At 49.8% G+C, this 24,050-nt stretch carries 26 protein-coding genes and 1 riboswitch; of the genes, 18 read left to right on the top strand and 8 right to left on the bottom strand.

Annotated features, from left to right (window positions below):
• Nucleotides 1-76: 76 nt before the first annotated feature.
• Nucleotides 77-877 (bottom strand): DUF2797 domain-containing protein, encoded by an 801-nt coding sequence (locus tag EDC32_RS07445; RefSeq protein ID WP_425460168.1) that lies wholly within the window; start codon nt 875-877, stop codon nt 77-79.
• A gap of 357 nt (nt 878-1,234) precedes the next feature.
• Here EDC32_RS07445 and EDC32_RS07440 point away from each other — a divergent pair, with 357 nt between their 5' ends.
• From EDC32_RS07440 to EDC32_RS07430, 3 genes are all read left to right on the top strand, one after another.
• Complete coding sequence (locus EDC32_RS07440) at nt 1,235-1,417, top strand: hypothetical protein (protein ID WP_145958369.1); 183 nt, start codon at nt 1,235-1,237, stop codon at nt 1,415-1,417.
• 29 nt (nt 1,418-1,446) lie between these two features.
• A complete protein-coding gene (locus EDC32_RS07435; protein ID WP_132221099.1) occupies nt 1,447-2,322 on the top strand; it encodes an SDH family Clp fold serine proteinase in 876 nt (291 codons plus the stop codon).
• 215 nt (nt 2,323-2,537) lie between these two features.
• Entirely contained in the window at nt 2,538-4,052 is a 1,515-nt protein-coding gene (locus tag EDC32_RS07430) for a class I adenylate-forming enzyme family protein (RefSeq protein ID WP_132221097.1), read from the top strand.
• Between the two features lie 344 nt (nt 4,053-4,396).
• Here EDC32_RS07430 and EDC32_RS07425 read toward each other — a convergent pair whose 3' ends face one another.
• The gene (locus EDC32_RS07425; protein ID WP_022737019.1) at nt 4,397-4,723 is read right to left on the bottom strand and encodes a metal-sensitive transcriptional regulator; all 327 of its coding nucleotides are present in this window, start codon (nt 4,721-4,723) and stop codon (nt 4,397-4,399) included.
• Nucleotides 4,724-4,863: 140 nt separating this feature from the next.
• On the bottom strand, nt 4,864-5,718 hold the full coding sequence (locus EDC32_RS07420) for an alpha/beta hydrolase family protein (protein WP_132221095.1): 855 nt from the start codon (nt 5,716-5,718) through the stop codon (nt 4,864-4,866).
• 90 nt (nt 5,719-5,808) lie between these two features.
• Nucleotides 5,809-6,005: riboswitch (cobalamin riboswitch) on the top strand.
• Between the two features lie 139 nt (nt 6,006-6,144).
• On the opposite strand from EDC32_RS07420, the gene EDC32_RS07415 reads away from it, so the two are divergent.
• From EDC32_RS07415 to EDC32_RS07370, 10 genes are all read left to right on the top strand, one after another.
• Nucleotides 6,145-7,095 carry an ABC transporter substrate-binding protein gene (locus EDC32_RS07415; protein ID WP_132221093.1) on the top strand — a complete coding sequence of 317 codons (951 nt, stop codon included), beginning with the start codon at nt 6,145-6,147 and terminating at the stop codon, nt 7,093-7,095.
• Entirely contained in the window at nt 7,092-8,120 is a 1,029-nt protein-coding gene (locus EDC32_RS07410; RefSeq protein WP_132221091.1) for a FecCD family ABC transporter permease, read from the top strand. Before EDC32_RS07415 ends, EDC32_RS07410 begins: the two co-directional genes overlap by 4 nt.
• A gap of 10 nt (nt 8,121-8,130) precedes the next feature.
• Nucleotides 8,131-8,946, top strand: a complete 816-nt coding sequence (locus EDC32_RS07405) for a heme ABC transporter ATP-binding protein (protein ID WP_132221089.1) — start codon at nt 8,131-8,133, stop codon at nt 8,944-8,946.
• A complete protein-coding gene (locus EDC32_RS07400; protein ID WP_132221087.1) occupies nt 8,943-9,530 on the top strand; it encodes a cob(I)yrinic acid a,c-diamide adenosyltransferase in 588 nt (195 codons plus the stop codon). The genes EDC32_RS07405 and EDC32_RS07400 overlap by 4 nt, the downstream gene beginning before the upstream one ends.
• Nucleotides 9,531-9,578: 48 nt before the next feature.
• Nucleotides 9,579-9,935 (top strand): arsenate reductase family protein, encoded by a 357-nt coding sequence (locus EDC32_RS07395; RefSeq protein WP_022737013.1) that lies wholly within the window; start codon nt 9,579-9,581, stop codon nt 9,933-9,935.
• Between the two features lie 478 nt (nt 9,936-10,413).
• The gene (locus EDC32_RS07390) at nt 10,414-10,953 is read left to right on the top strand and encodes a peroxiredoxin (RefSeq protein WP_022737012.1); all 540 of its coding nucleotides are present in this window, start codon (nt 10,414-10,416) and stop codon (nt 10,951-10,953) included.
• Nucleotides 10,954-11,027: 74 nt separating this feature from the next.
• On the top strand, nt 11,028-11,477 hold the full coding sequence (locus EDC32_RS07385; protein WP_022737011.1) for a TlpA family protein disulfide reductase: 450 nt from the start codon (nt 11,028-11,030) through the stop codon (nt 11,475-11,477).
• 18 nt (nt 11,478-11,495) lie between these two features.
• Nucleotides 11,496-11,876: a glycine cleavage system protein GcvH gene (gene gcvH, locus EDC32_RS07380; protein ID WP_022737010.1), complete on the top strand. Its 381-nt coding sequence runs from the start codon at nt 11,496-11,498 to the stop codon at nt 11,874-11,876.
• A gap of 93 nt (nt 11,877-11,969) precedes the next feature.
• Nucleotides 11,970-12,194, top strand: coding sequence for a DUF2553 family protein (locus EDC32_RS07375; RefSeq protein ID WP_158283270.1), 225 nt, complete (start codon nt 11,970-11,972; stop codon nt 12,192-12,194).
• A gap of 163 nt (nt 12,195-12,357) precedes the next feature.
• Nucleotides 12,358-12,783 (top strand): hypothetical protein, encoded by a 426-nt coding sequence (locus EDC32_RS07370; RefSeq protein ID WP_022737008.1) that lies wholly within the window; start codon nt 12,358-12,360, stop codon nt 12,781-12,783.
• A gap of 47 nt (nt 12,784-12,830) precedes the next feature.
• On the opposite strand, the gene EDC32_RS07365 is transcribed toward EDC32_RS07370, so the two are convergent.
• The 3 genes from EDC32_RS07365 to pckA form a co-directional block, all read right to left on the bottom strand.
• A complete protein-coding gene (locus EDC32_RS07365; protein WP_246026891.1) occupies nt 12,831-13,598 on the bottom strand; it encodes a DUF3050 domain-containing protein in 768 nt (255 codons plus the stop codon).
• 154 nt (nt 13,599-13,752) lie between these two features.
• Nucleotides 13,753-14,382 (bottom strand): uridine kinase, encoded by a 630-nt coding sequence (gene udk / locus EDC32_RS07360; protein ID WP_022737006.1) that lies wholly within the window; start codon nt 14,380-14,382, stop codon nt 13,753-13,755.
• A 165-nt stretch (nt 14,383-14,547) separates the two neighbouring features.
• On the bottom strand, nt 14,548-16,128 hold the full coding sequence (gene pckA, locus EDC32_RS07355) for a phosphoenolpyruvate carboxykinase (ATP) (protein ID WP_132221081.1): 1,581 nt from the start codon (nt 16,126-16,128) through the stop codon (nt 14,548-14,550).
• A gap of 502 nt (nt 16,129-16,630) precedes the next feature.
• Here pckA and EDC32_RS07350 point away from each other — a divergent pair.
• Nucleotides 16,631-17,017, top strand: coding sequence for a S1 RNA-binding domain-containing protein (locus EDC32_RS07350; RefSeq protein ID WP_022737004.1), 387 nt, complete (start codon nt 16,631-16,633; stop codon nt 17,015-17,017).
• Nucleotides 17,018-17,135: 118 nt separating this feature from the next.
• Here EDC32_RS07350 and mnmM read toward each other — a convergent pair whose 3' ends face one another.
• Together mnmM and mnmL are read right to left on the bottom strand one after the other, a co-directional pair.
• On the bottom strand, nt 17,136-17,735 hold the full coding sequence (gene mnmM / locus EDC32_RS07345) for a tRNA 5-(aminomethyl)-2-thiouridylate-methyltransferase MnmM (protein WP_132221079.1): 600 nt from the start codon (nt 17,733-17,735) through the stop codon (nt 17,136-17,138).
• Between the two features lie 6 nt (nt 17,736-17,741).
• On the bottom strand, nt 17,742-18,725 hold the full coding sequence (gene mnmL / locus EDC32_RS07340; RefSeq protein ID WP_375163153.1) for a tRNA modification radical SAM protein MnmL/YtqA: 984 nt from the start codon (nt 18,723-18,725) through the stop codon (nt 17,742-17,744).
• Nucleotides 18,726-18,913: 188 nt separating this feature from the next.
• Between mnmL and EDC32_RS07335 the strand changes: the two genes are divergently transcribed.
• From EDC32_RS07335 to EDC32_RS07320, 4 genes are all read left to right on the top strand, one after another.
• Nucleotides 18,914-19,777: a Cof-type HAD-IIB family hydrolase gene (locus EDC32_RS07335; protein ID WP_132221075.1), complete on the top strand. Its 864-nt coding sequence runs from the start codon at nt 18,914-18,916 to the stop codon at nt 19,775-19,777.
• 80 nt (nt 19,778-19,857) lie between these two features.
• A complete protein-coding gene (locus EDC32_RS07330) occupies nt 19,858-21,180 on the top strand; it encodes a hemolysin family protein (protein WP_342774501.1) in 1,323 nt (440 codons plus the stop codon).
• A 711-nt stretch (nt 21,181-21,891) separates the two neighbouring features.
• Nucleotides 21,892-22,971, top strand: a complete 1,080-nt coding sequence (pdhA, locus tag EDC32_RS07325; protein WP_246026911.1) for a pyruvate dehydrogenase (acetyl-transferring) E1 component subunit alpha — start codon at nt 21,892-21,894, stop codon at nt 22,969-22,971.
• Between the two features lie 3 nt (nt 22,972-22,974).
• Nucleotides 22,975-23,955, top strand: coding sequence for an alpha-ketoacid dehydrogenase subunit beta (locus tag EDC32_RS07320; protein WP_132221071.1), 981 nt, complete (start codon nt 22,975-22,977; stop codon nt 23,953-23,955).
• Nucleotides 23,956-24,050 lie beyond the last annotated feature (95 nt).

Genomic DNA, 24,050 nt, shown 5'->3' with positions numbered 1-24,050 from the left:
TATATGAACAAGAAAAGAAGCCGAACGAACGGCTTCTTTTTCGCTTGTAAAACATGGCTTGGTGCCGATGATTGGTTTACACCGCGAATGCCACTTTGTACCCGGCATGCTTGCGCACTTGAAAGACACCCGTGTCCAAAATGAGATATTGCGCTTTCACCCCGATCAGTTTGCCGCTGATGGTTGCTTGTTTATCCAAGCTGAGAGGAGTGATTTTCTCCAAAGTGGACAAGGATGGATAAGTGAGCGGAACAATTTCAGGATCGGGAATAAGATAAGCATGATAAGGTTCGGGCAACTTGGTGATAAGATCTTCCCGGATGGCGAGCAAGTCGCAATCGGCGATTTCGTTCTTTAACATTTTGCGCCAATTTGTTTTGTCTTTGACGTATTGGGCGAGGATAATCTCGATGTCTCCAGCGTCCTTGCGGCTGGGTACTTCCATGATCGCCACAGCTTGTGAAGCGCCCTGGTCGATCCAGCGCTTCATCATGTTGGTTTTGCGGGTGATGCCGACCTTGACGTTACTGCTCAAAGCCAGATAAACAATGTGGGGTTGCAGGCAATGAAGTTCGCCAAAAGTTGCATCTCGGCAAGTGCCTTGATGATAGTGGCACAACTCCGGCTTGACGATGCACAAGTCGTTTTCAGGCAGATCGCGGTAACAAGGATAGCAGGAATTGTTTTTGCCGTAAAACTTTTTGGTTATGCGCCCGCAGTAAATGCATTGAAGCTCGTCCAAGAAGGAGAGCTCAATCGATTGCCCCAACAGTTCGTTGAGGGCGATCTTCTCATCGTCGAGCCGCAACTGATATTCGATCCGATCAGCCGGCTCGTGTTCCAGTGCTTGCAAAAATCCGATATGTTTCAAGGGAATGTCTCCTTTGTGCCTTTCATCTGTAGTGAAAAATGTGGCCGTCGCATTGGAATGTGCTATTTATCGAGTGAAGGTATTCAGAAATTGCGACAGGTTTGATTCTATCATTCATCAAGTCTAGCAGAAGGTCATTGGGAGGTGCAAGGTTGGAGAAACTTGGAAGAAATGATAGAATGAAATATTCATTTTTTTGTGACACTTTGTTTGATCCATTGTGAGGGAGGTTCGCTTTATCCCGGATATGGCGCTGAAAGGAAAAGTTTATGCTACACCTCCATGTCAACTGTCTGTATCTTTTGGATATGGTGTGCATATAGTATAATGTAATTAGTGTTGCTCACGAGGTAAGGAGGGTAGATGATGATGTTTCACGCCCTGTTGGCAGCCAGAGATGAGCTGTTGTCCAAACGCCATAACAACCAAGAGAACGAGTACGAGATGTTCGCCAAGTCCGTACAGAAGCTGAAGAAGGACATGGAAGTGCTGGGGATTAAGCCCAGTAAGGAGAAGTTATATGGCAGACCTTTTAGAGGGGAATAGATTATCGAAGTGAAGGAGACTACCAATCTATGAGTCAACTTCATATGCCGAAGCAAACGCCTTTGTTCCATGCTATCCATCGCGATCGCTATGAGCGGCAGGAGCTGATCAAAGAGATCGAGACGGTGACGGGGCGCAGGCTGTTGGTGTACATTGCGAATATCACACATCCGGAAAGTGCCATCACCCGGGAGGATATTGCGCCATTTCATGAGATTGTAGCTTCTTTGGAAGATGATTGCAATGTGGATTTGCTTATTGAAAGTCCGGGCGGGGACCCGAATGCGGCGGAGACGCTGGTGCATACGTTGTTGTCCAAGACGAGTCATTTGCGCGTGATTGTGCCGCAAGCGGCGAAAAGCGCAGCGACGTTGATCAGCCTCGCCGGTGATGAGATCGTGATGAGCAACACTTCGGAATTGGGGCCGATCGATCCGCAGATTTCCATACCCACGGCTTTTGGGTATCAGTATCGACCGGCTCAAGCTTTTTTGAACGGACTGGAAATGATCAAGCGGGAGCATGCGGCCGGACAACCTCTCAATGCGGCGTATCTACCGTTTTTGCAAGGCGTTGATGCCGCCCTGATCGATTTTTGTTATAAATCGATTGAACATTCAAAACGTTTAGCCGTCAAGTGGCTGTCCCGGTCCATGTACAAAAACAACCCGCTCGCCGCTAAGCGAATCGCCGAAACACTGACCAACATCGAAAAGTACCCTAATCATGGGTCGGTGATCAATTACCAAGAAGCCATGGCGATCGGGCTGAAGATCACTTACATGCCGTACAATGATGAAGTGTGGCAGGCCATTTGGCGTTTGTACAAGAGGTACCTTGTTTACATGCGAGAGAAAACGGCGATCAAAATTTTTGAAAGTACCAGCTCTTCAGTGATGTTTTAATGAAAATACATTTTTATAATGAGAGTTTTATGTTATAGTGAGGTGGAGATGCACACGCATGTGAATACGCCATAACCCCTATCGCATAAAAGACCGGAGCTTTCTGGGCCGGTCTTTTTGTTTTGTATTTATTTCGGTAATCTAAAATATACATACACAGGTTCATTTATTAAAATAGAACAGGGAGTAGATTAGATAAAGGGGGAACATGGGCGATGGGAACCATTCAATCATACTTAAGGGAACGTGCTGAGCTCACACCGGAAGTAGAAGCAGTAGTCGGAGGAGCAGAACGGTTTACCTATCGGCAATTTTATGAGCGGGTTAACCAATTGGCGCACTACTTGCTCGAACTGGGTGTGGAAAAAGGGGATCGGATTGGCATCTTGTGCAAAAACCATCATCCTTTTCCAACAATCCTGTTTGCCGCCATTCGGGTGGGTGCGGTGGTGATCCCCTTGAATTGGCGATTGACGGCATATGAACTGTCTAACATTATGGAGAGCGCTGAACCAAAGGTTTTATTTTATGATGAAGAGTATGCAGATGCGTTGCAATTTGTGAAAGAAAAAGCCACCGTGCCGCATGTGTTACCCGTGGGTAAAGGTTTGTCGTTGGTGGAGAGTTTTGCGGCAGTGTTCACGGAGTATCCGGTTACGGAACCGCCTGAGGTTCAGCCGGCTGATGATGATCTCGCTTTTATGCTGTTCACGTCGGGAACGACGGGTTTGCCTAAAGGCTGCATGATTGCACATAAGGGAGTGGACGCTTACTTTAGCGCCGAACAGATTCGGCAGAACTTTCCACCGGGAATAAAGTTTTTGGCCGTGCATCCGTTGTTTCACATGAGTAGCACCATGATGATGGTCAGCAATGTTAAGCATGGCGTTACCATGGTATTTTTGGCCGATGATCGTCCGGTTGCCATCTTGGATACGATCGAGCGGGAGAAGATCAACGTTATGTTCGCGTTTCCGGCGGTATACCGCTACATGCTGGAGGAGTTGAAGCATGGACACCGGGATTTGTCTTCCTTGCGCTTTCTCTCCTCCGGTGGGACACATGTGCCCGCTTCGCTTATCAAAGAGTATTGCCAACTGGGGTTGGTGATGGGGCAAGGTTATGGTAGCACGGAAGCATGGGCCATCAGCGGGTGGAATCCGACCATGGGTCTGAACAAAGCTGATTCAGTCGGCAAACTGGCCCCGGGCGTGGAATTGAAAATTGCCGATCCCGAAACAGGCGCGCCGTTGCCGCCGGGTGAGATTGGGGAGGTCGTGGTCAGAAGTCCATATCTGTTCCAAGGGTATTGGCGCAATCCAGAGGCAACGGCCAAGGTGTTGCGCGATGGTTGGTTTCATACGGGCGATGCTGGTTATGTGGACGAAGAAGGCTTTTTGTATATATCGAGCCGCTATAAAGATGTGATCGTGTATGGTGGGGACAATGTGTACCCCGATGAAATCGAAGAAGTGATCCATCAGTTGCCAGATGTGTTAGAAGTGGCGGTAATTGGCGTTCCGCATGAAGTGATGGGAGAAGCGCCATGCGCATGCATTATTAAAAAATCGGGTAGCGCGCTTGCAGCAGAAGAGGTGATTCATCTGTGCCGCGAGCGGTTGGCGGCTTACAAAGTGCCGGAAGTGATGTTTGTGGAGCAGTTGCCCAAAAACGGTTTGGGCAAAGTAATGAAGCATCGATTAAAAGAACAGGTGTTACGCCGTTTATAATGGGGAAAGCAAACCGTCCTCGCGGGAGGGCGGTTTGTTGTTTGTTGAAGGATATATCACCTAACATTTATAACTATTTTAAATCAATTTTGTAAGTATATAAAAATCCAGGAAAATCCTGGCTGGTGATGAGAAAGCTGATTTTAATGAAATGAGTATGTTAGGGAGTTGATTTAATATTGCAGATCGTTTTGGGAAAAGCATTGTTACTGGAGCTTTAATCAAGTGGAGAACTGAATGCAAAAGTTAAAACGGTAGTGCTTTGTCTAGATTGGAGTTTGTCAATAAAAGAGCTGTGTCAACAAACGAAAGCGGCTTGCTTCTTTTAGCGCAAGCCGCTTCGTTCATTTCATCAGTTTTTTTACGGTGGTGAGCAGTTCCTCAATCACTTCTGTGTCTCCTTCTTGGAGACGTTCCGTGACGCAACTGCGCAAATGCCCTTCCAAGAGGATTTTGCCGACACTGTTCAATGCAGATTGTACAGCGGAGATCTGATTAAGCACATCATCGCAATACGTATCATTTTCAATCATTTTTTTGATCCCGCGCACTTGTCCTTCGATCCGGTTTAGGCGGGAAGTAAGGTTGGTTTTCACTTTCTCGGAATGATGGCTTTTCCGTTCGGTTGGGTTGGCACAGGCGGGATGCTCTTCCGATTGACGCGGTTCCATTCATATCACCCGCTTCCTGTAGTTAAGCCGTTGGGCCGTCTCCTTGACTTGTTCACGGCGGTGAGTCCATGGCCCTTCCTATATATTAGTCTACCCGTCCTGCTTGGCAAGCGCAATTTTGCGGACTTGGTAATCCCAACTCATCCTTGTTTTTCCAATTGCTGCGTGAAGAATTCGGCGGTGACCCGGATTGCTTCTTCCAGCGCGGGAGTCACCCCGGCAAACGGATGTACAGCGCCCATGGTGTGGTTAGCTTCTGGGATCACATGCAGTGTTGCTTGTGGTGCGGCTTCAGCCATCCGCACGGCTCCTTCATATAAGCCGGGCAGGTCTTGTCCTCCTTGCACCAGCAACAGCGGTTGGGTGAGTTGAGGCAATCGTCCCAAAAGATTAAAACGGTCGCGGTTCGCTTCAATGTCATCCAAGACTTCGCGCCGAATCGGCAAGCGTTGACCAGTCCGGGCATTCATGACATGGGTAATGCCTTTGTTTCGCAATTCTTCCAGCAGTTCAGGTTGGAAAAAGTCAACGCGGTGAATACTGTTCCAGACGACAGCCGCTTTCACCTCTTCGGAATGGTCCAATGCGTACAGCAAACTATTGCCGCCGCCACGGCTGTGGCCCATGATGCCCAATCGCGTCAGGTCGCATCGTGTTGCCTGTGGGATCTCTCCTTGCCGCAACGCTTGCACAAGGCGGACCAAATCCTCCTGTTCGCGGCTAAAGGTGTTTCGTGAGAATTTATCCAACTCAGTGAAATGCTCGAGGTCTTTGCCAACGCCATTCATGGAGAAGTTGAACGTGATGGCCGCCAATCCGGCTTCCGCCAGTTTTTGCCCCAACTCAGGAAAAAAGCCCCAATCTTTGAACCCTTTAAATCCGTGACAGACGAGTACGGTAGGAGCGGGTCGACCGGTGTCTTCCGGCAGAAACAAGTCTCCGCGGATGACGCGTTCTTCTTTGCCCAGGTCGAGCGCAAATGATATGCGGTTCATAACATTCCTCCTGTGATGGTCGAATGAGATAAGATGCCTGAATTTGCAAAATTGCAACGGGTTTCCCTTTCCATTATAATGATAACGAACGAAGTGAATAGGGGAAAAGGTCTTTCTTATATAAGAGAGCGAAGAGGGAAGACCGGTGCGAATCCGGCGCGGTCCCGCCACTGTGAAGGGAGAGGAAAACTGCAAGCGTATGCTGGCCACTGTCGCTTCGTCGATGGGAAGGCGCAGTTGGACGATGAACCCTAAGCCAGGAGACCTGCCTTTTCCATACGTCCACTTGCGTTCTCCTTCGTGGGTTAAGGAGAACCGCGTGCGTGGCGGGTCAGTGTCCCGCGTTGTTTCGCATGCCTTTCTCCAGCCTGTGCCCTCAAAGGAAGCACAGGTTTTTATGTGTGCATCAAGAAAGGAGCGGAAGACATGAGTGTGAAGTGGAAAAAACGATGGGGACTGCTGTGCCTGAGTCTGTTGCTGGTGCTTGGTGCAGTGGGTTGCGCGCCATCCGGTGGGACGGAGGGACGCCTCAACACGCCAGTGAAACCGGCAGCGGTGAAATATCCGGTAGAGGTGGCCGACCAAGCGGGCAACAAGGTGACTATCAAGCAAGAGCCCAAACGCATTGTTTCACTGATGCCCAGCAACACGGAAATCGCTTATGCACTTGGCCTTGATCAAAAAATGGTCGGTGTTACGACTAATGACGATTATCCGGCCGCAGTGAAGAAATTGCCCAAAGTGGGCGACTTTAAGATCAATGTGGAGAAAGTGGTCAGCTTGAAACCGGATTTGGTGCTGGCCAACGGCGCCAATGACAAAGCGACGCTGGAGCAGTTGAAAAAACTGGGCATTCCTGTTTTGGTATTGGACGCTAAGAGTTTTAAAGACATTTACCGTTCGATTGCAATCATCGCCACAGCGACCAATACGGCGCGCGAAGCAGACTTGTTGATCGCCAAAATGCAGAAAGAGCATCGCGACATTTACGGCAAAGTGGTCAATGTACCCAAGGATCAGCGGGTGAAAGTGTTTGTGGAGTTGGACCCGACACTGTACACTGTCGGCGGTGACACATTTATGAATGAATTGGTCACAACCGCAGGTGGTGAGAATGTGGCGGCCGGGTTGAAAGGATGGCCCCAAGTGTCGGCCGAACAAGTGGTCAAATGGAATCCTGATATTATCATTTCTTCTTATGGAAGCACAGACCAAATCCTGAAACGCCAAGGCTGGTCGACGGTGAATGCCGTCAAAGGGAAACGCGTCTATGTGGTTGACCCGAATCTGACCAACCGCCCCGGTCCGCGGATCTTCCAAGGGGTGAAGGAAATGGCCGAGCAATTTTACCCTGAAAGATTCGGTGAACAGAGGTGAGTAAGGGGCAAGCGTTAGTTTGGGGCGGAGGATTGTTCCTCTGCCTTCTTTTTTCGTTGGCCGCCGCCGTGTCGGTGGGAAGCGCGGAGATCGGAATCGGCACAGTCTGGCGGGTGATTGTCGATCATGTTTTAACAGGAAATGGCGCAAGCATGGAGCCGGATGCGGTGATCATATGGGAATTGCGGTTGCCACGGGTGATTTTGGTTGCGTTGATCGGTGGAACGCTGGCTGTTGCCGGCACCGTGTTTCAAGGGATTTTGCGCAACCCGCTGGCTGATCCTTATGTTTTGGGGGTTTCGTCTGGAGCGGCGGTTGGCAGCGCGCTCATTGTGATCACGGGATGGGGGCTGTCCTTGTTGGGCAGTTGGTCGTTGCCGCTGGCAGCATTTTTCGGAGCCGCAATCTCTGTATTGCTGGTGTTGCGCTTGGCGCAGATTAGAAAGCATCTTCAGGTGACTTCGCTGATTTTGGCGGGGGTCGTGGTGCAGGCGTTTTTCGGCGCGGTACTCACCTTGATCATCTCGCTGTCCCCGGAAGAGCTCAACCGGATTCAATTTTGGTTGATGGGGAGTTTGGCGCTCCGTGAGTGGCAACATGTAGAAGCAGTTTTGCCGTTTTGCGTTGGTGGTTTTGTGCTGTGTTGGTTGTTCAGCAGGGAGTTGAATTTGTTTGCACTGGGCGATCGTTCGGCCACGCATTTGGGACTGTCTGTCAGTCAAGTTCGTTTGGGATTGATTTTGCTCGCGTCGCTGATGACAGGTGCGGCGGTTTCAGTGGCGGGAATGATTGGATTTGTTGGGCTGGTGATCCCCCATATCATGCGGATGCTGACCGGAGGGGATCATCGGACGCTGATTCCACTCTCCCTGCTGGCGGGGGCCATCTTCCTCATTTGGGCGGATGCGTTGGCCCGGGTGGTTCTGGAGCCGCGCGAATTGCCGTTGGGTGTCATCACTGCATTTGTGGGAGCTCCATTTTTTGCGGTGATACTGCGCAAGCACCAACATAAATTGCATGGCTAAGAGAGGAGGGATGATCGTGTTATTGCGGGCGGAAGGGCTTGGCAAGCGCTTGGGTGGTCGCTGGGTGCTCCATGAAATCAGTTTAGAAGTGGCATCGGGGGAGATGGTCGGCATCATTGGCCCCAATGGAAGCGGCAAAAGCACCCTCCTTTCGTGCTTGGTGGGGGAGAAAAAAGCTGACTCCGGACAGGTGTGGCTGCGAGACCGGCCATTGGCGGAGATGGGAGCCAAGGAGCGGGCGCGGCAAATTGCGGTTTTGGCCCAAGAAGAGGTAGGGGAAATCTATTTCACTGTCAAAGGAATAGTGGAGATGGGGCGGCATCCCCATCTGGGACACTGGCCGTGGCTCGGGGAACGGGATGAGCGTATCGTGGCTGATGTGTTGCGTCAGACCGATAGCCAGCATTTGGCCGAGCGGATTTTTGCAGGCCTTAGCGGGGGCGAGAAACAACGGGTGTCCTTAGCACGGGCGCTGGCACAGGAGCCGGTGTTGCTCGTGCTGGATGAGCCCACGGCCTATCTCGATCTGAAATACCAGTTCGCCTTGTTGAATTGGATTAAACAGTGGCAGGCGTCATGCGGGTTGACCGTGATTATGGTCTTGCACGATTTAAATCTGGCCGCGCAATATTGTGACCGCCTGCTGGTGTTGAAGCAGGGACGAATCGTGCGCCAGGGTACTCCGCACGAGGTGATTGAGCCGGAGATGGTCGAAGCGGTTTATGGCATGTCTCCCATTGTGGTGGAACATCCGTTGCTCGGGGTTCCGCAAGTGTTATTGACTGCGATGCAAGCACAGGAGAGCGGGGAGGAGCGCGAACGATGAAAATCTATACCCGGACGGGTGATGAAGGCAAGACAGGAGTCATTGGCGGACGTGTGTCGAAAGATGATATCCGCGTGGAAGCGTATGGTACGGTGGATGAGGTAAATGCGTTTGTCGGTGAGGCAATCGTCAGGTTGGACCCGGCAATCCATGCCGATTTGCTCCAAGATTTGACCGAAATCCAGCATGAATTGTTTGATGCCGGGGGAGACTTGGCTCAAGCGGGTAAAAATCGTCGCTATATGGTGACAGCGGAGATGGTGACCCGGTTGGAGGCATTGATTGATCGGTATGAGCAGGAATGCCCACCACTGGAACGATTTATTTTGCCCGGGGGCTCCCCGTTGTCGGCCGCTTTGCATGTATGCCGCGTGTTGACGCGCCGGGCAGAACGGCTGGTTGTCAGCTTGTGCCGGGAGCAAGAAACAAACGTCGAAGTGCGGCGTTATCTGAACCGGTTGTCGGACTTCTTCTTCACTGTGGCGCGGGTGGCCAATGTGCGGGCAGGAATGGCGGATGTGGAATATAAGCGTGGCGTGCGGGTGTTTCACACAGACGAGAAAAAGGACCAGGGCACAACGTGATGTTAAACTGCAGAGTGCGCGAAAGTGAGATGTGAGGAGGAAACGGGTATGGCGTTAGTGATGTATTGGTATCCCAAATGCGGAACGTGCCGCAAAGCGAAAAAGTTTTTTGAGGAACACGGAGTGGCGGTGACAGAGAAACATATCGTCGAAACGCCGCCGTCCAAAGCTGAGTTGGCAGATTTGGTTAAGAAAAGTGGACTGCCGATCCAAAAGTTTTTTAACACCAGCGGCCAAAAGTACCGCGAGTTGGGCTTGTCGAAGAAATTAAAAGAGATGAGCGACGATGAGAAGCTGGACTTGCTTGCTTCCGACGGGATGCTGATCAAGCGCCCGATCGTCACCGATGGGGAGAAAGTGACCGTCGGCTTTAAGGAAGAGCAATTTAAAGAGACGTGGGTGTGAATAACTAGCAGACCGACCTTCCCTTCTGTACAGGTGGGGAGGTCGGTTTGTTCGTGTAAGGGATGACGAAAAATTAAGACATATGTGGAGGTAACGATGGCCACATTCGCTTCCCTTTTGTATCGGCGCTCCAGCTACACCCCAGTCAGGTAGCTTGCTCAAGTGTTAGTACAAGCGCCGGTTTCGATGACATAGCGGTAGCCATAGCCCGGCTCTTTAGCCCTTTCTCCAGGCGCAATTGCAGGATAAATCGGTAAGGAAAGGAAATAAATAGTTGGGAAGCAAAGCGGACAATCGATAAATATTATTACTTTATAATTACTATAAAATAGTATTGACTATAATCTAGGGGCATGGTATGTTAAATATGTGCCAAGCATTGCCACCTACTGTTTTAAGACCCTTCTATGATGGGCAAGGTAAAGAATGTGGCATGAAATAGTAATGGCTAGTTTCATAACTTGAGGAGGTTGTTCAAGTGGCTCAACGTCTTGTAGGGTTGCCAGCTCCAGATTTTGAAATGGAGAGCACCAAAAATCTGGAAACATTGGACGAGAAAGTTTCTCTTTCCGATTACAAAGGAAAATGGCTGGTTCTGTTCTTCTACCCACTTGATTTTACATTTGTCTGCCCAACCGAGATTACAGCTTTGTCTGACCGTTATGAAGAGTTTCAAGATCTTGATGCAGAGATCCTCGGAGTGAGCACCGACAGCAAATACTCCCACCGTGCTTGGATCAATACGCCTCGTAGCGAAAACGGTTTGGGTGACATCAACTTCCCCTTGGCTGCTGACACCACTCATAAAGTAAGCCGTGACTACGGTGTGCTGATTGAGGAGGAAGGCATTGCCCTGCGCGGTTTGTTCATCATCGATCCGGACGGCATTTTGCGTTACCAAGTGGTAAACGACAACAACATCGGTCGTGACGTGGATGAAACGCTGCGCGTACTGCAAGCTCTGCAAACCGGCGGCTTGTGCCCGGCCAACTGGAAACCGGGGCAAAAAACGCTTTAAGATAAGTGAGTAGAGGGCCTAACGTCCGTCGCGTTAGGTCCTTTCTTTCCATATATGACAGGAGGATGGAGAACATGGCGCTTCGATTACGCACAGAAATGCCTGAAATCAATGGTGTGACGGAATGGGTCAATCAAGAGGTGACCAAGGAAGAATTGAAAGGAAGCCCTGTGCTCGTTCATTTTTGGTCGATCAGTTGCCACATGTGCAAAGAAAGTTTGCCTGAACTCAATAAAATGCGGGAGGAAATCCCCAAGCTGAAACTGGTTGGGATTCATATGCCGCGCTCGGAGAAAGATACAGATGTGGACGCGGTGAAAGAAACCATAGTAAAATACGAACTGAAACATCCACAAGGCATCGACAACGAACATCGTGTGGTGGATGCGTTCGAAAACGAATTTGTGCCTGCATTTTACTTATTCGATGCAAACGGCCTGCTGCGTCACCGTTCAGCCGGCGAGAAAGCGCTCTCGATGCTGAAACGTCCGCTGGAACGGGTGCTGGCTGAAACAGAAGCTTAAGATCCGGAGGGAATCGACATGAACTTGCCAAAAGAGCTACGTTATTCCAAAGAACATGAATGGGTAAAAACGGAGGGCAACTTGGCCCGTATCGGGATCACCGACTTCGCGCAATCCGAATTGGGTGACATCGTATTCGTAGAATTACCAGAAGTAGGAACCGAACTTGTCGTCGATGAACCATTCGGCAGTGTTGAGTCTGTGAAAACCGTTTCGGAGTTGTATGCTCCAGTCAGCGGAAAAGTCGTGGAAGTCAATGGAGAGCTGACCGATTCTCCGGAGAATGTGAACGATTCACCGTACGAAGAAGGCTGGATGATCGTTGTCGAAATGTCAAATGAGGCTGATTTGGAAAAGCTTCTGCCAGCAGAAAAATATGAAGAAATGATTAGCGAGTAAAGTGTGAAGCCGGTCCCCCTCTTTGCATATCGCCTCTCGGTCCGAGACAGACTATGGACAATTAAAAAAGGTGCAAGGAGGGGGATGTTTTTTATGGGATGGGCTGATATCAGCGATAAAGTGACGGGTCGCTTGGAAGACGGTCGGTTGGTCTTTTATCACAACCACCAACCGGTAGGCGAAATGGATTTGCGAACCAAAGAGATGAGCATGCGCGAGGGGTACATGATGGATGGCGCGCAAATTTTTGCCGCAGATAATAAAACAAAATTACAACCGCGCTATGCAGATGATTGTGATGTAGATTGGTGCAAGTGAGAGATAAAACATAGCGGAGTAAGATTCGCTATGTTTTTTCTTTTGGTCTTATGGTTTGGATTACTCAGATTTGTGGTAAAATATATACACAAGCTTCTTTGTTTTTCCATCAAATGTCCTAAAACATGTGGTCGATTATGAGTGGGAAGAGGAGGGAAAGCCCATGGGTTACTGCTGTGGCGCCTCCATGATTGGATTAATTGGATCTTATCGGCAGCAGTCCATCATGGTGCATCAGGTTCCGTTAATGTTTTGTCCAGTCTGTCATTCGATGGAAGTGCATCCTGCGGTTAAGGAAGAATTTGAATTGGTGATTGAATATGCGCTGGAAGACCGTGTGAGAGAGGTCACCCTCCGTGAAACGATCACTCCGGAAATGATCGCAGAATGGAAAGAGGCTGGGATCAGTTTCCAAGAAACGGATGATCTGGAGCCGATCCTACGCGAACAAATCGACCATTCACTCGATCTCTTGAGAGTATCCAAAGTGTTAAATGATAAAGAGTGGGGCGAAGAATTGAAGCACCGCCTCAGCGTGCTGACCACACAACTCAAAAAATTAGAACAACAAAAAGAAGAAAGCCGATAAATGTTGGCCCGGCACAGTTTCGCTGCCCGGGCTTTTTTGTGCGGTAGTTAAACTCCGGTGCGCTTGATCTCATCGGTGATGCCGTCCCATAGCCGGAGGCGCGCTTCCAACGCCGATTGTGCAATCCGGTAGGCTTGTTCTCGTTTCAAGGGGTCGTTGCCGCACAAGGATTGCAGCAGTTTTTCAGCAAGCGGGCCATTGCGCCTGCCGTCTACGGCGAGATGGCGTCGCAAATAAGAGGTGAACCGATTATGGATTCCCTGCTGTTCCAGAGAACGCAATAAGGTTGCGAACATATCAGGGATCAGATCATCACGCCCGAAAATAAACCAAGCGGCGACTTCATGGGGTTTACCGTTCAGCGATAATTCCAGGCTCTGTCTGACGAAGTCGGCAACAGTGGGGGGGATTTCGCTAGAGTATAAGGATTCAAGCGGATGGTATCCCGCGATGATCATTTCCACATACTGCTGTATCGGGGTGATGTCAGCTCCAGCTTCATCCATGGCTTGTATGTACATTTCAAAGTGGCTGGCGTAGCCTCCTTGCCCGTCCTCGTCAGCTTCTTCCGTCAGTACCATCTCGTTGATATAGCGGACATACTCGGCATGCGCCCGCGGGATCCACGGGATGGAGAGGGAAGTTAGCTGCCGTTGGAGCCGTTTGAGCACATTCATATAATCCCAAACGGCAAAAACATGGTGTTTCATGAAGATTTTGATACGTTCGGGCGAATTGACCATCGTATAAACCGGGTGGGTAAGAAGATCTTCCCGTGTGGTTTGAATCGTTTCTGAATATATGGCATTCACCATAAATTCCTCCTGTTTTGGAAAGAATTATGAAATAAACTATCGCTTATTTTACTGCATTCCCCTGGTGAAAACAAGAACATTATTCTTAAATTTTTGAAAACAGGAGGCCGGAAACAAGAAAAATCTTCCAGGACATCGACTCCTGGAAGACTGGTCAACGGGTATTGGCTGTGTGCAAATACATACGGATGTGGTTAATCAAAAGATTGATGGCGACTTGGTTGTGTCCGCCTTCGGGAATGATCAAGTCAGCGTAACGTTTACTCGGTTCGATAAACTGCAAGTGCATGGGACGAACGACGTTAAGATATTGATCCATCACCGATTGGAACGTGCGACCCCGTTCTTTGATATCCCTTTCAATCCGGCGCAAAATGCGTACATCGGCATCTGTGTCGACAAAGATTTTGATGTCCATCATATTACGCAAACGCTCATCGTCTAAGATGAGAATCCCTTCCAAGATGATGACGTCCTTCGGTTCAAGCCTCACCGTTTCCGGCGCTCTCGTATGCTCAGTGTAATCATAGACCGGCTTGTCGATGGATTTGTATTGGAGCAGCTGCGACAACTGTTCGATCAACAGGTCGGTGTCAAAGGAGAGTGGATGATCGTAGTTTGTCTTTTGGCGCTCCTCAAGGGTTAAATGCGATTGGTCTTTGTAATAGGAATCTTGTTCGAGATAGACGACAGAATCGGCGAATTGCTCCACCAGTTTGCGCGCGACAGTGGTTTTGCCGGAACCCGATCCGCCCGCCACGCCGATCACTACAGGTTTGTTCATGGCATATGCTTCCCTTCATGCTGTCATTGCTCCGTGCGGTTTCACTTTCGTGATGATACCAATATTATTGGTCGTTTTCAAGTGAAACATCATGGAAATGGCTTCTTGCAAAGAAGAAGCCCGGCTCTTGGAGCCGGGCTTGGGATGAGGATAGTAGTGTCAGGCTTAGCGGATGGGGCCTGCTTGCTTGATTGCTTCGCTAATGCCAGTGAATTTGTCGAAGTGTCGATGGAAACGTTCGGCCAACTCGCGCGCTGCTTGGTCATAAGCAACCGGATCTTGCCAGGTGTGCCGCGGATTCAAAAGTTCGGCAGGCACATCGGGGCAAGAAGTCGGTATATGCAAGCCAAAGATGGGATCAGTCTCAAAGTCGGCTTGTTTGAGCGAACCATTAATCGCTGCACGTACCATGGCGCGGGTATAGGCCAGGTTCATGCGTTGGCCTGTACCGTAAGGGCCTCCGGTCCATCCGGTATTGACCAAGTAGACGTCCACTCCATGTTGCTCGATTTTCTTACCGAGCATGTCAGCATAGACATGGGCCGGACGTGGCAAGAATGGAGCGCCAAAGCAAGTGGAGAAAGTCGCCTCCGGCTCGGTGACACCGCGTTCCGTACCGGCGAGCTTACTGGTGTAACCAGCCAAGAAGTGATACATTGCTTGTTCCGGTGTCAATTTGGCGATCGGTGGCAAGACGCCAAATGCATCTGCAGTCAAAAAGAGGATGACGTTAGGATGTCCAGCCACTCCAGGAATCACCGCTCCAGGAATGTAATCGATCGGATAGGCGGCTCGGGTGTTTTCCGTCAGGCTGTTGTCTTTGAAATCCGCTTGGCGCGTTTCATCCAGCACCACGTTTTCCAAAACGGTGCCAAACCGGATCGCTTCCCAAATTTGCGGCTCTTTTTCTTTGGTTAAGCCGATGCATTTCGCGTAGCATCCACCCTCGAAGTTGAACACCCCATGGTCGGACCAGCCATGCTCGTCATCACCGATCAGGCGGCGTTCAGGGTCAGCTGATAACGTGGTTTTGCCGGTGCCGGACAGACCGAAGAACAGGGCGACATCCCCGTCTTCTCCCACATTGGCAGAGCAGTGCATCGGCATCACACCGTATTCCGGCAATAAATGGTTCATCACGCTGAAGATCGATTTTTTCATTTCACCAGCGTATTCAGTGCCGGCAATGATAACCATCTTATGCTCGAAGCTGATGGCGATCAGCGTGCTGGAGCGGGTGCCGTCTTGTTCGGGATCGATTTCGAAATGCGGCACGCAAACGACGGTGAATTCCGGTTGGTGGTTGGCCAATTCTTCCTTCTCTGGACGAATGAACAATTGGCGCACAAACAGGTTGTGCCATGCATATTCATTGATCACGCGGATTGGCAGGCGGTAGGTCGAATCGGCTCCGGCGAATCCATCAAAGATGAAAAGCTCTTTTTCTTTCAAATAAGATTGTAAGCGTTTTAGAATGTGGGCAAATTGTTCCGGCGCCATCGCCTGATTAACCGTGCCCCAGTCAATCTTATCCGTGATCGTCGGTTCGTTGACAATGTATTTATCTTTGGGGGAACGTCCAGTGAATGAACCCGTGGTCGCCCGCAAGGCTCCTTCTTTGGTCAAGATGGCTTCTCCGCGGGTGACGGCGTGTTCAACCAGTTCCGCGACGGACAGATTCATGTGCACTTGTTGGCTGCGCAACAGTTGAAGTGCCGGTTTCTCTGTAGGAATGACGATACTCATTCTTAAGCATCCACCTTTTTTTTCTGGGGTGTGAGCTTACAAAAGGGGTGTCTGGTAACCATACATATGGGATGAAATGGCAGGTTTCACTGGTAGCTAAAGCAAACACGACCCGATTGTAAATAAACTCATTCAAACCCCGAATTAATTTTTCGTTCATATGTGGTGTATCAATCGTTAAAAAGTATAACATAATTAATTGTCGTTCGTGAAGGAGGTTGGTATAAATGATTAAATATGCAGGATTCATTATGAAAATTGAGTGATTTGCAAACATCGAGCAATGGTTCATGGCGTTGGCGAAAACGGGTTACACTAAAGGAAGGGCGAGGGTAGAGGCATATTTCCCGCCTATTTTCCCATATATTGTTCGTAGGAGGAGTGGGCACGAAGCCTTGATAACTCTACGAATCATATTCTTTGCTGGGATAAATACCCGTTGACTTTTCAAAAAATAAATGGTACTTTTGTACAGAATGAATTCCACTTCGGGAGTGTTATAATGAGCGAGTTAAAGGAAGGGGCCGTCGTACAGGGAGAAGTGATTTCCACTAAACCTTTCGGAGCCTTTATTAAATTAGAATCAGGAGAAACAGGTTTAGTTCACATCTCTCAAATTTCGACAAAGTATGTAGAAAAAGTTGAAGATGTATTGCAAGTAGGTGCTACAGTAAAAACGAAAGTGTTGTCCATTGATCCGTCAGGCAAAATCTCCTTGTCGATCAAAGCACTGAGCGATGATCGGCCGCGCGAGAAAAGGGGCGGGGACCGTCGAGGTGGCGGCCGCAACAAAAACTCGGGCGATTTCGAGGACATGATGAAAAAATGGATGAAGAGCAGCGAAGAGCGCTTGAGTGCACTTGCGGCAAAACAAAAACGGAATCGTTAACGCGACGGCAGTTCAATATTTGAACATAACATCTTCCAAATGGGAGATGTTTTTTTGTGCATTTAGTGGCATGAAAAGCTTGCGTGGATTGAGCCCAAGCAGGAAAAAAGGGTGATGGTCAAGAAAGACCGTCACCCCTTTTTTTCACGTGTTTTTTTTCGATCAGTAGCAGGGAAGGTGCTTGGTTTCGGTTGATGGTTTGTTGCCACATCACTTGATAGGCGTGGGCGGGGAGGGAACGGGCCCAATCGATGACAGCGCGTGCTTCTTCCTCCCCACCGGGATGGCCGGTGTACAGGGCTACGCTGAGAATGCCCCCTGTTGCCATCCACGAGGTCGCTGCTTCCAACGCGTGTAAGGTGGTGTGTGGCTGGGTGATTACCTGTTCATCTCCGTGCGGGAGATACCCTAAGTTAAACATGAAGGCGCGAACATGGCCGCGTGTATCTTCGGGCAGTTGCTCCGCCAAGAGGTGGTGGCTGGTATGGAATAAAGTGACCCGTTCGCGTCGGCCGGCTTGTTGCAATCGGGCGTGGGTACGCTCGATCGCCGCCTGTTGGATATCAAATCCATAAACATGGCCGGTGGGGCCTACGCATTCGGCCAGGAATAAGGTATCATGGCCATTGCCGATCGTGCCGTCCACGGCGATGGAGCCGGGAGGGCAGGCGGCTTTCACCGCAGCGTGGGCGCTGGCCAAGATGGAAGGTAGGATCATAGTTAATCACACCCTGTTCGGATGAAGCCGCTCAGCGTTGCGGGGTTTGGCTTTTTTGCCTTGCCAGGAGTTACGCCGTACCAGCTCGGCATCGATTGCATTGAGCACTTCCCACTTTTTGCGACTCCACATCGGGCCGATCAACAAATCAGGCGGGCCATCCCCGGTCACGCGATGGATCACCACGTCAGGGGGCAGCATTTCCAAGGAGTCAGCTACGAGCCGAACATATTGGTCTTGCTCCAAAAATTGGACTAGCCCCGCTTCGTACTGCTTGACCATGGGGGTGTTTTTCAACAGATGCAACAAGTGGATTTTCATGCCCTGAATATCCATGTTGGCGCAAGCTTCCACTGTCTGGAGCATCATTTCTTCTGTTTCGCCCGGCAAGCCGTGGATGATGTGGGCGCATGTACGGATGCCGTGCTTGCGCAACTTTGCTACGCCTTCCAGGAAACATTCGTAATCATGCCCGCGGTTGACCAGTTTAGATGTCTCTTCGTGGATCGATTGCAGTCCCAGCTCAACCCACAGGTAGGTGCGCTGATTCAGTTCGGCCAGATATTCGACCACATCGTCCGGCAAGCAATCGGGGCGCGTGGCAATCGACAAGCCGACTACCCCTTCTTGCTCCAGAATCACTTCGTACATCTCCCGCAACTCTTCCACCGGTGCGTACGTGTTGCTAAACGCTTGAAAATACCCGATGTACTTTGCATCAGGCCATTTGGTATGCATGCGCTCTTTTACATCGTGAAATTGTTTGAGCAAGTCATCACGGCGGTTTCCCGCGAAATCACCCGAACCGCGGGCGCTACAAAAGGTGCATCCTCCGATAGCGGCCTTGCCGTCGCGGTTGGGACAGGTAAACCCGCCATCTAAGGACACCTTGAAGATCTTTTCGCCAAACACTTGGCGCAGGTGGTGGTTCCATGTATGAAAACGTTTATCTCCCCACAGGCGGGGAGTTTGTTGTTCTGTCGTTTGCATTGCACTCATCCTTGTCCATTAAAGGTCTGTCCCTATTATACACAATTTGCCCGGCCCATGCGGTTTAAAACGATGAAGCACATCGGCTCCTGACAGAATGGAAAGATTAAAAGCGCGATGAAGCTGTTTAGTCGGAATGAAACAAGGGAATGAAACGCTTGTTATAAAGAAGGGAAAGGGTGGATGGTATGGTGAAGTTAATCGCCATCGATATGGATGGCACCCTGTTGGATCATGAAGGGCGGGTAAGTGAGGTCAATCGGCAAGCCATCGCCGCAGCGCAGGCCAAAGGCGTGGTGGTGGCCATTGCGACGGGCCGCTCCTATCATGGTGCCCGCAGAGTGTTGGATGAAATCGAATTTACAGGACCGCTCATTTATTTGAATGGCGCCTGCACGCAGTTGCCTGACGGTGAAATGGTTGAAGAGATCTTCATGTCCCCGGGCAAAGTAGACGAACTGGCACACTTGCTTAAAGATGGTGGGACATATTATGAGTTTTACACTCGAGATGGGATTTATCGCAACCGTGACGGGATTGAGATCATCAAAGCGGAAATGGACAAGCTTGAACAGGTTGACACCTCATTGCACCAATGGTTGGAGAGTTTCACTGAACGCAGGCGCAATCGGATCGAAGATCGGGTGAAAGGGCGGTACGCCGAAGACATTCTGGCTGATCCCTCGATCGGCATCTATAAAGCAGTGGCGCTGTCGAGTGATTTAACCAAATTGAAGAGAGTCAGGCAGCGTGCCGAAGCCGTTTCAGATGTAGCGGTATCCGCTTCTTCTGTCTACAACTTTGAAGTAAACGATCAAAAGGCACAAAAAGGGATCGCGGTGCAAAAGTTGGCGGAGCGTTACGGTGTGCCGATGCAAGAAGTCATGGTGATCGGTGACAACCAGAATGACCGATCCATGATGAAAGTGGCAGGTGTTCCGGTGGCGATGGGCAATGCTGAGGACGAAGTGAAGCAGATTTGCCGTTTCGTGACTAAACCAAACACGGAAAACGGTGTGGCACATGCGATTCGTAAGTTTGTTGGGGACTGAACATACCTTGGGAAAAGGTGATATAATACAGAGAAAACATATTTTTTCGCGCTCTTAGGAGGAGAACTTGATTGGAAGACGTGATAGAACCGCTTCTTATGATGTCTTTGGTAGTGTTTTTTGTATTCCTTAACGGATTTTTTGTTGCAGCCGAATTCGCCATAGTCAAGGTGCGATCGACACGAATCGCCCAATTGGAAGACCGGCGCGGCCGGGTTGCGCAGAAAATCCTGGCCAATCTGGACGCCTATCTGTCGGCGACGCAACTGGGGATTACACTGGCTTCCTTGGCGTTGGGTTGGATTGGGGAACCAGCCATCGTCAAATTGATATCGCCGCTGTTCATCTATCTGGGTATGCCCGAATGGATGATTCATGCGGTGGCGGTGATCGTTGCCTTCACCCTCATCACGTTTTTGCATATCGTCTTGGGTGAGATGGCACCAAAGTCTTGGGCGATTCGCCAAGCGGAATCCATTACCTTGTGGACGGCCATGCCGCTCAACTGGTTTTATGTCGTTTTCCGACCCTTTATCTACGTCCTGAACAATGCGGCCAACTTGTGTTTGAGGTGGTTTGGCGTCGAATCCAATGAAACCCACCAGGCGCACACCGAAGAGGAAATTCGGATGCTCATCGCGCAAAGCCATAAGAGCGGCGTGATTGATCAAACCGAGTTGACCCTGTTTGACAACGTGTTTGATTTCACGGAACGGGTTGCCCGGGAAGTGATGGTACCGCGCGTTAAAATCGTTTGTCTGTATGAGAATGAGCCGTTTCATGCCAATCTGGAACGGATCAAACAGACGCCGCATACGCGATTCCCATTATGCGGCCGGGACAAGGACGACATCAAAGGGATTGTGCATATTCGCGACGTGTATCAGCTGATGACAGAAGGAAAAGAGCCGAATCTCTCGGAGTTGGCCCGGCCGGCTACAGTTGTGCCAGAAACGATGGAAGTGAAGGACATCTTGCGCCAATTGCAAAAAAATCGCGCGGGAATGGCGATTGTCGTTGATGAATATGGCGGAACGGCCGGCATTTTGACTACCGAAGATATCATAGAGGAGATTTTCGGTGAGATCCAAGACGAGTTTGACAATGAACGGCCTCATATCTTGCGGAAGGGACGTAATGCGTCTATTGATGCAGGGTTGTTGATTGAAGATGTGAATGAATTGCTTCATATTCAGATTGAAGACCATGATAATGACACGATCGGTGGTTGGTTGTTTTCGGAACTGGAGAAGGTGCCGAGCGTGGGGGATCAGGTCGCTTTCGGAGACTGGCTGTTCACTGTGGAAGAAATGGATCAGTTGCGGATCTCCCGAATTATGGCGTCACCGTTGACGCAGGAGGATCAACCGCCCGATGAGAAGTTGTTGCCAACTTCATCCTAGGGGGAGGTTTGGAACCCAATTTGGGTTCCTTTTTTTATGCCACGTAAAATAATAAACTCAGGAAGGTTCCTGAGTTTGGCTTGGTAATTATTGGGGAGATGGCGCTGATTGGCTACACCCGTTCATTTATTGGTTTAACTACTTGGAGGGTCTGCTTCTAAAATAAAATTCATCTAACGTCACCTCTTTTGCTGCGAAATACATCCATTATGTCTTTGTTATGTAATTGTACTTCAATTCGAAACAAATTTTCAATATAATTAGTAAATGCATTTTACATAGCGATAATCCATTTTTCTAATTATTTCTTCCTCGCACAAATATAATTAGAATATTCTTATTAATCTGCATTTATTTTTCTCTGCGTTTATGCGAAAATAGCGAAGCGCTTTAAGGAAGAATAAAAGAGCAGGGAATCTTTTATGGTTGGTAAATTTATTCAAGAGGGTGGAACAGAAAACAGTCAGTTCATGATTTAAAAGTTTAATGAGCATCTTAAAGGAGAAAGGTTGATTGACAAATTTTTTATGAGTTGTATTATTGAATTATGAGCGTTTGTTTCAACAGGGGAAATTGAAGCATAGCAATTGATTTCCGGAGCGATCCTCATCCTGTACTAAAACAGATTGCGGTTATAGTTATAACAGTGAAACGTTTTCACTGAGACTTATAAAATGGGGTGATACCATGGCGAAGACCAAACAACGCAACATGTTTGGAAATGCTGAAGTTCGGTTACAACCGATTGAGCCATTTGCCGTTCTGTCTGTAGAAGGTAAAGTGGTGAATAAAGATGCAATGCCAAAGTTGAGCGACGAGCAACTGCGGGAATTGATGAGACGCATGGTGTTTACCCGCGTCTGGGATCAGCGCGCGGTTAACTTGGCTCGCCAAGGGCGTCTTGGTTTCTATGCGCCTGTGTCGGGTCAAGAGGCGACGATGATCGGTAGTGAATTCGCGCTTAACAAAGACGACTTCATCCTGCCGGGCTATCGTGATATTCCACAATTGTACTGGCACGGTTATCCGATGTATCAGGCGTTCCTGTGGTCCAAAGGGCACATCCATGGCGGACAAATTCCTGAAGATGTGCATGTGCTGATGCCGCAAATCATCATCGGTGCACAATACGTGCAAACCTCCGGTGTAGCGATGGCTTTCAAACAACGTGGTGAGAAACGTGTAGCCATCACCTTCACCGGAGACGGCGGTAGCTCGCAAGGGGATTTCTATGAAGCAATGAACTTTGCTGGCGTCTATAAACTGCCTGCGATCTTTGTGGTGCAAAACAACGGTTATGCGATCTCCACACCGTTCAAGAAGCAAACGAATGCCGCTTCCATCGCGCAAAAAGGTGTAGCCGCCGGTGTTCGTAGCATTCAAGTAGACGGATTTGACGTGCTGGCTGTGTACCAAGCTGTGCACGATGCAGCAGAACGCGCCCGCAACGGCGAAGGTCCAACATTGATCGAAGCGATCAACTATCGCCTTGGACCGCACTCGATGTCGGGTGACGATCCAACCCGCTACCGTGCCAAAGATGAGCCATCTGAGTACGACGAGAAAGAACCGCTGGTTCGTTTCCGCCGTTTCCTCGAATCCAAAGGTCTGTGGACGGAAGCGGATGAAAACCAAGTGATTGAAGAAGCGAAACAAGCTGTGACAGATGCGATCAAGAAAGCCGAGTCTTATGAGAAGATGACGGTGGATCAATTGATCGATGCGATGTACGAAGTTACTCCTCCGCATCTGGAAAAACAGAAAGCAGAGTTCGCAAAGGAGGGTAAATAAACCATGCCACAAATGACAATGGTGAAAGCGATCAATGATGCCATGCGCGTGGAACTGAAGCGCGACCCAAACGTCATGGTATTTGGTGAAGATGTGGGAACCAACGGCGGCGTTTTCCGTGCAACCGACGGTTTGCAAAAAGAGTTTGGTGAACACCGCGTGCTTGACACCCCGCTGGCGGAGTCGGGCATCGGTGGTCTGGCTGTGGGTCTGGCTGTCCAAGGTTTCCGTCCGATTGCTGAGATTCAGTTCATCGGTTTTATTCCAGAAGCATTTGACTCTATCGCGGTGCAAGCTCCGCGGATGCGTTACCGCTCCGGTGGTCGCTATTCCGCCCCAATCGTCTTCCGCACGCCATTTGGCGCAGGTGTGAAGGCGCCGGAGTTGCATGCCGACAGCTTGGAAGCGTGGTTGACCAAAACGCCGGGGATCAAAGTGGTTTGCCCATCCAACCCTTATGATGCCAAAGGATTGTTGATCTCGGCGATCCGCGACAACGACCCGGTCTTCTTCATGGAGCATTTGAAATTGTACTTCGCATTGAAAGGTGAAGTGCCAGAAGGCGAATACACCGTACCGATCGGCAAAGCCAACGTTGTGCGGGAAGGTTCAGATATCACCGTGATCACGTACGGTGCGATGGTGCATACGGCGATGAAAGCGGCAGAGCAAGCGGAAAAAGAGCGCGGCACGAAAGTGGAAGTGATTGACTTGCGCACCCTGAGCCCGCTGGATGTTGAAACCATCGTCAGCTCGGTTGAAAAAACCGGCCGTGCCATCGTCTTGCAAGAGGCGCCATACTCTGCTGGTGTGGCCGCAGATGTGATTGCACTGATCAACGAGCACGCTATTCTCAAATTGGAAGCACCGGTAAAACGCGTGACACCGCCGGATACGCATTTGGCTTACCAATTGATTGAAGATGAGTGGGTGCCGGATGCCGCACGCGTCGTGAAGGCGATCAACGAAGTGCTCGACTTCTGATGAGATTGGAACGGACAACCTGTGTACTGTTGCATGTTTGGCATGGTACATAGCAATGAGCGGTGGTCATACCCGCCACGAAAAAGGTGGTCGGG

Origin of the sequence: Laceyella sacchari (assembly GCF_004343255.1) — a bacterium.
GTDB classification, from domain to species: Bacteria; Bacillota; Bacilli; order Thermoactinomycetales; family Thermoactinomycetaceae; genus Laceyella; species Laceyella sacchari.
Note: the sequence above shows the minus strand (reverse complement) of the source record. Positions and strands in the feature narration are given on the sequence as shown.

Coding starts and splice junctions, on each gene's coding strand:
- EDC32_RS07395 (WP_022737013.1), top strand. CDS start 9,579: ATGGCGTTAGTGATGTATTGGTATCCCAAATGCGGAACGTGCCGCAAA.
- EDC32_RS07430 (WP_132221097.1), top strand. CDS start 2,538: ATGGGAACCATTCAATCATACTTAAGGGAACGTGCTGAGCTCACACCG.
- EDC32_RS07435 (WP_132221099.1), top strand. CDS start 1,447: ATGAGTCAACTTCATATGCCGAAGCAAACGCCTTTGTTCCATGCTATC.
- EDC32_RS07440 (WP_145958369.1), top strand. CDS start 1,235: ATGATGATGTTTCACGCCCTGTTGGCAGCCAGAGATGAGCTGTTGTCC.
- gcvH (WP_022737010.1), top strand. CDS start 11,496: ATGAACTTGCCAAAAGAGCTACGTTATTCCAAAGAACATGAATGGGTA.
- pdhA (WP_246026911.1), top strand. CDS start 21,892: ATGTTTGGAAATGCTGAAGTTCGGTTACAACCGATTGAGCCATTTGCC.
- EDC32_RS07375 (WP_158283270.1), top strand. CDS start 11,970: ATGGGATGGGCTGATATCAGCGATAAAGTGACGGGTCGCTTGGAAGAC.
- EDC32_RS07370 (WP_022737008.1), top strand. CDS start 12,358: ATGGGTTACTGCTGTGGCGCCTCCATGATTGGATTAATTGGATCTTAT.
- EDC32_RS07420 (WP_132221095.1), bottom strand. CDS start 5,718: ATGAACCGCATATCATTTGCGCTCGACCTGGGCAAAGAAGAACGCGTC.
- EDC32_RS07425 (WP_022737019.1), bottom strand. CDS start 4,723: ATGGAACCGCGTCAATCGGAAGAGCATCCCGCCTGTGCCAACCCAACC.
- EDC32_RS07415 (WP_132221093.1), top strand. CDS start 6,145: ATGAGTGTGAAGTGGAAAAAACGATGGGGACTGCTGTGCCTGAGTCTG.
- EDC32_RS07405 (WP_132221089.1), top strand. CDS start 8,131: ATGATCGTGTTATTGCGGGCGGAAGGGCTTGGCAAGCGCTTGGGTGGT.
- EDC32_RS07400 (WP_132221087.1), top strand. CDS start 8,943: ATGAAAATCTATACCCGGACGGGTGATGAAGGCAAGACAGGAGTCATT.
- EDC32_RS07365 (WP_246026891.1), bottom strand. CDS start 13,598: ATGGTGAATGCCATATATTCAGAAACGATTCAAACCACACGGGAAGAT.
- mnmL (WP_375163153.1), bottom strand. CDS start 18,725: ATGCAAACGACAGAACAACAAACTCCCCGCCTGTGGGGAGATAAACGT.
- pckA (WP_132221081.1), bottom strand. CDS start 16,128: ATGAGTATCGTCATTCCTACAGAGAAACCGGCACTTCAACTGTTGCGC.
- udk (WP_022737006.1), bottom strand. CDS start 14,382: ATGAACAAACCTGTAGTGATCGGCGTGGCGGGCGGATCGGGTTCCGGC.
- EDC32_RS07335 (WP_132221075.1), top strand. CDS start 18,914: ATGGTGAAGTTAATCGCCATCGATATGGATGGCACCCTGTTGGATCAT.
- EDC32_RS07320 (WP_132221071.1), top strand. CDS start 22,975: ATGCCACAAATGACAATGGTGAAAGCGATCAATGATGCCATGCGCGTG.
- EDC32_RS07385 (WP_022737011.1), top strand. CDS start 11,028: ATGGCGCTTCGATTACGCACAGAAATGCCTGAAATCAATGGTGTGACG.
- mnmM (WP_132221079.1), bottom strand. CDS start 17,735: ATGATCCTACCTTCCATCTTGGCCAGCGCCCACGCTGCGGTGAAAGCC.
- EDC32_RS07350 (WP_022737004.1), top strand. CDS start 16,631: ATGAGCGAGTTAAAGGAAGGGGCCGTCGTACAGGGAGAAGTGATTTCC.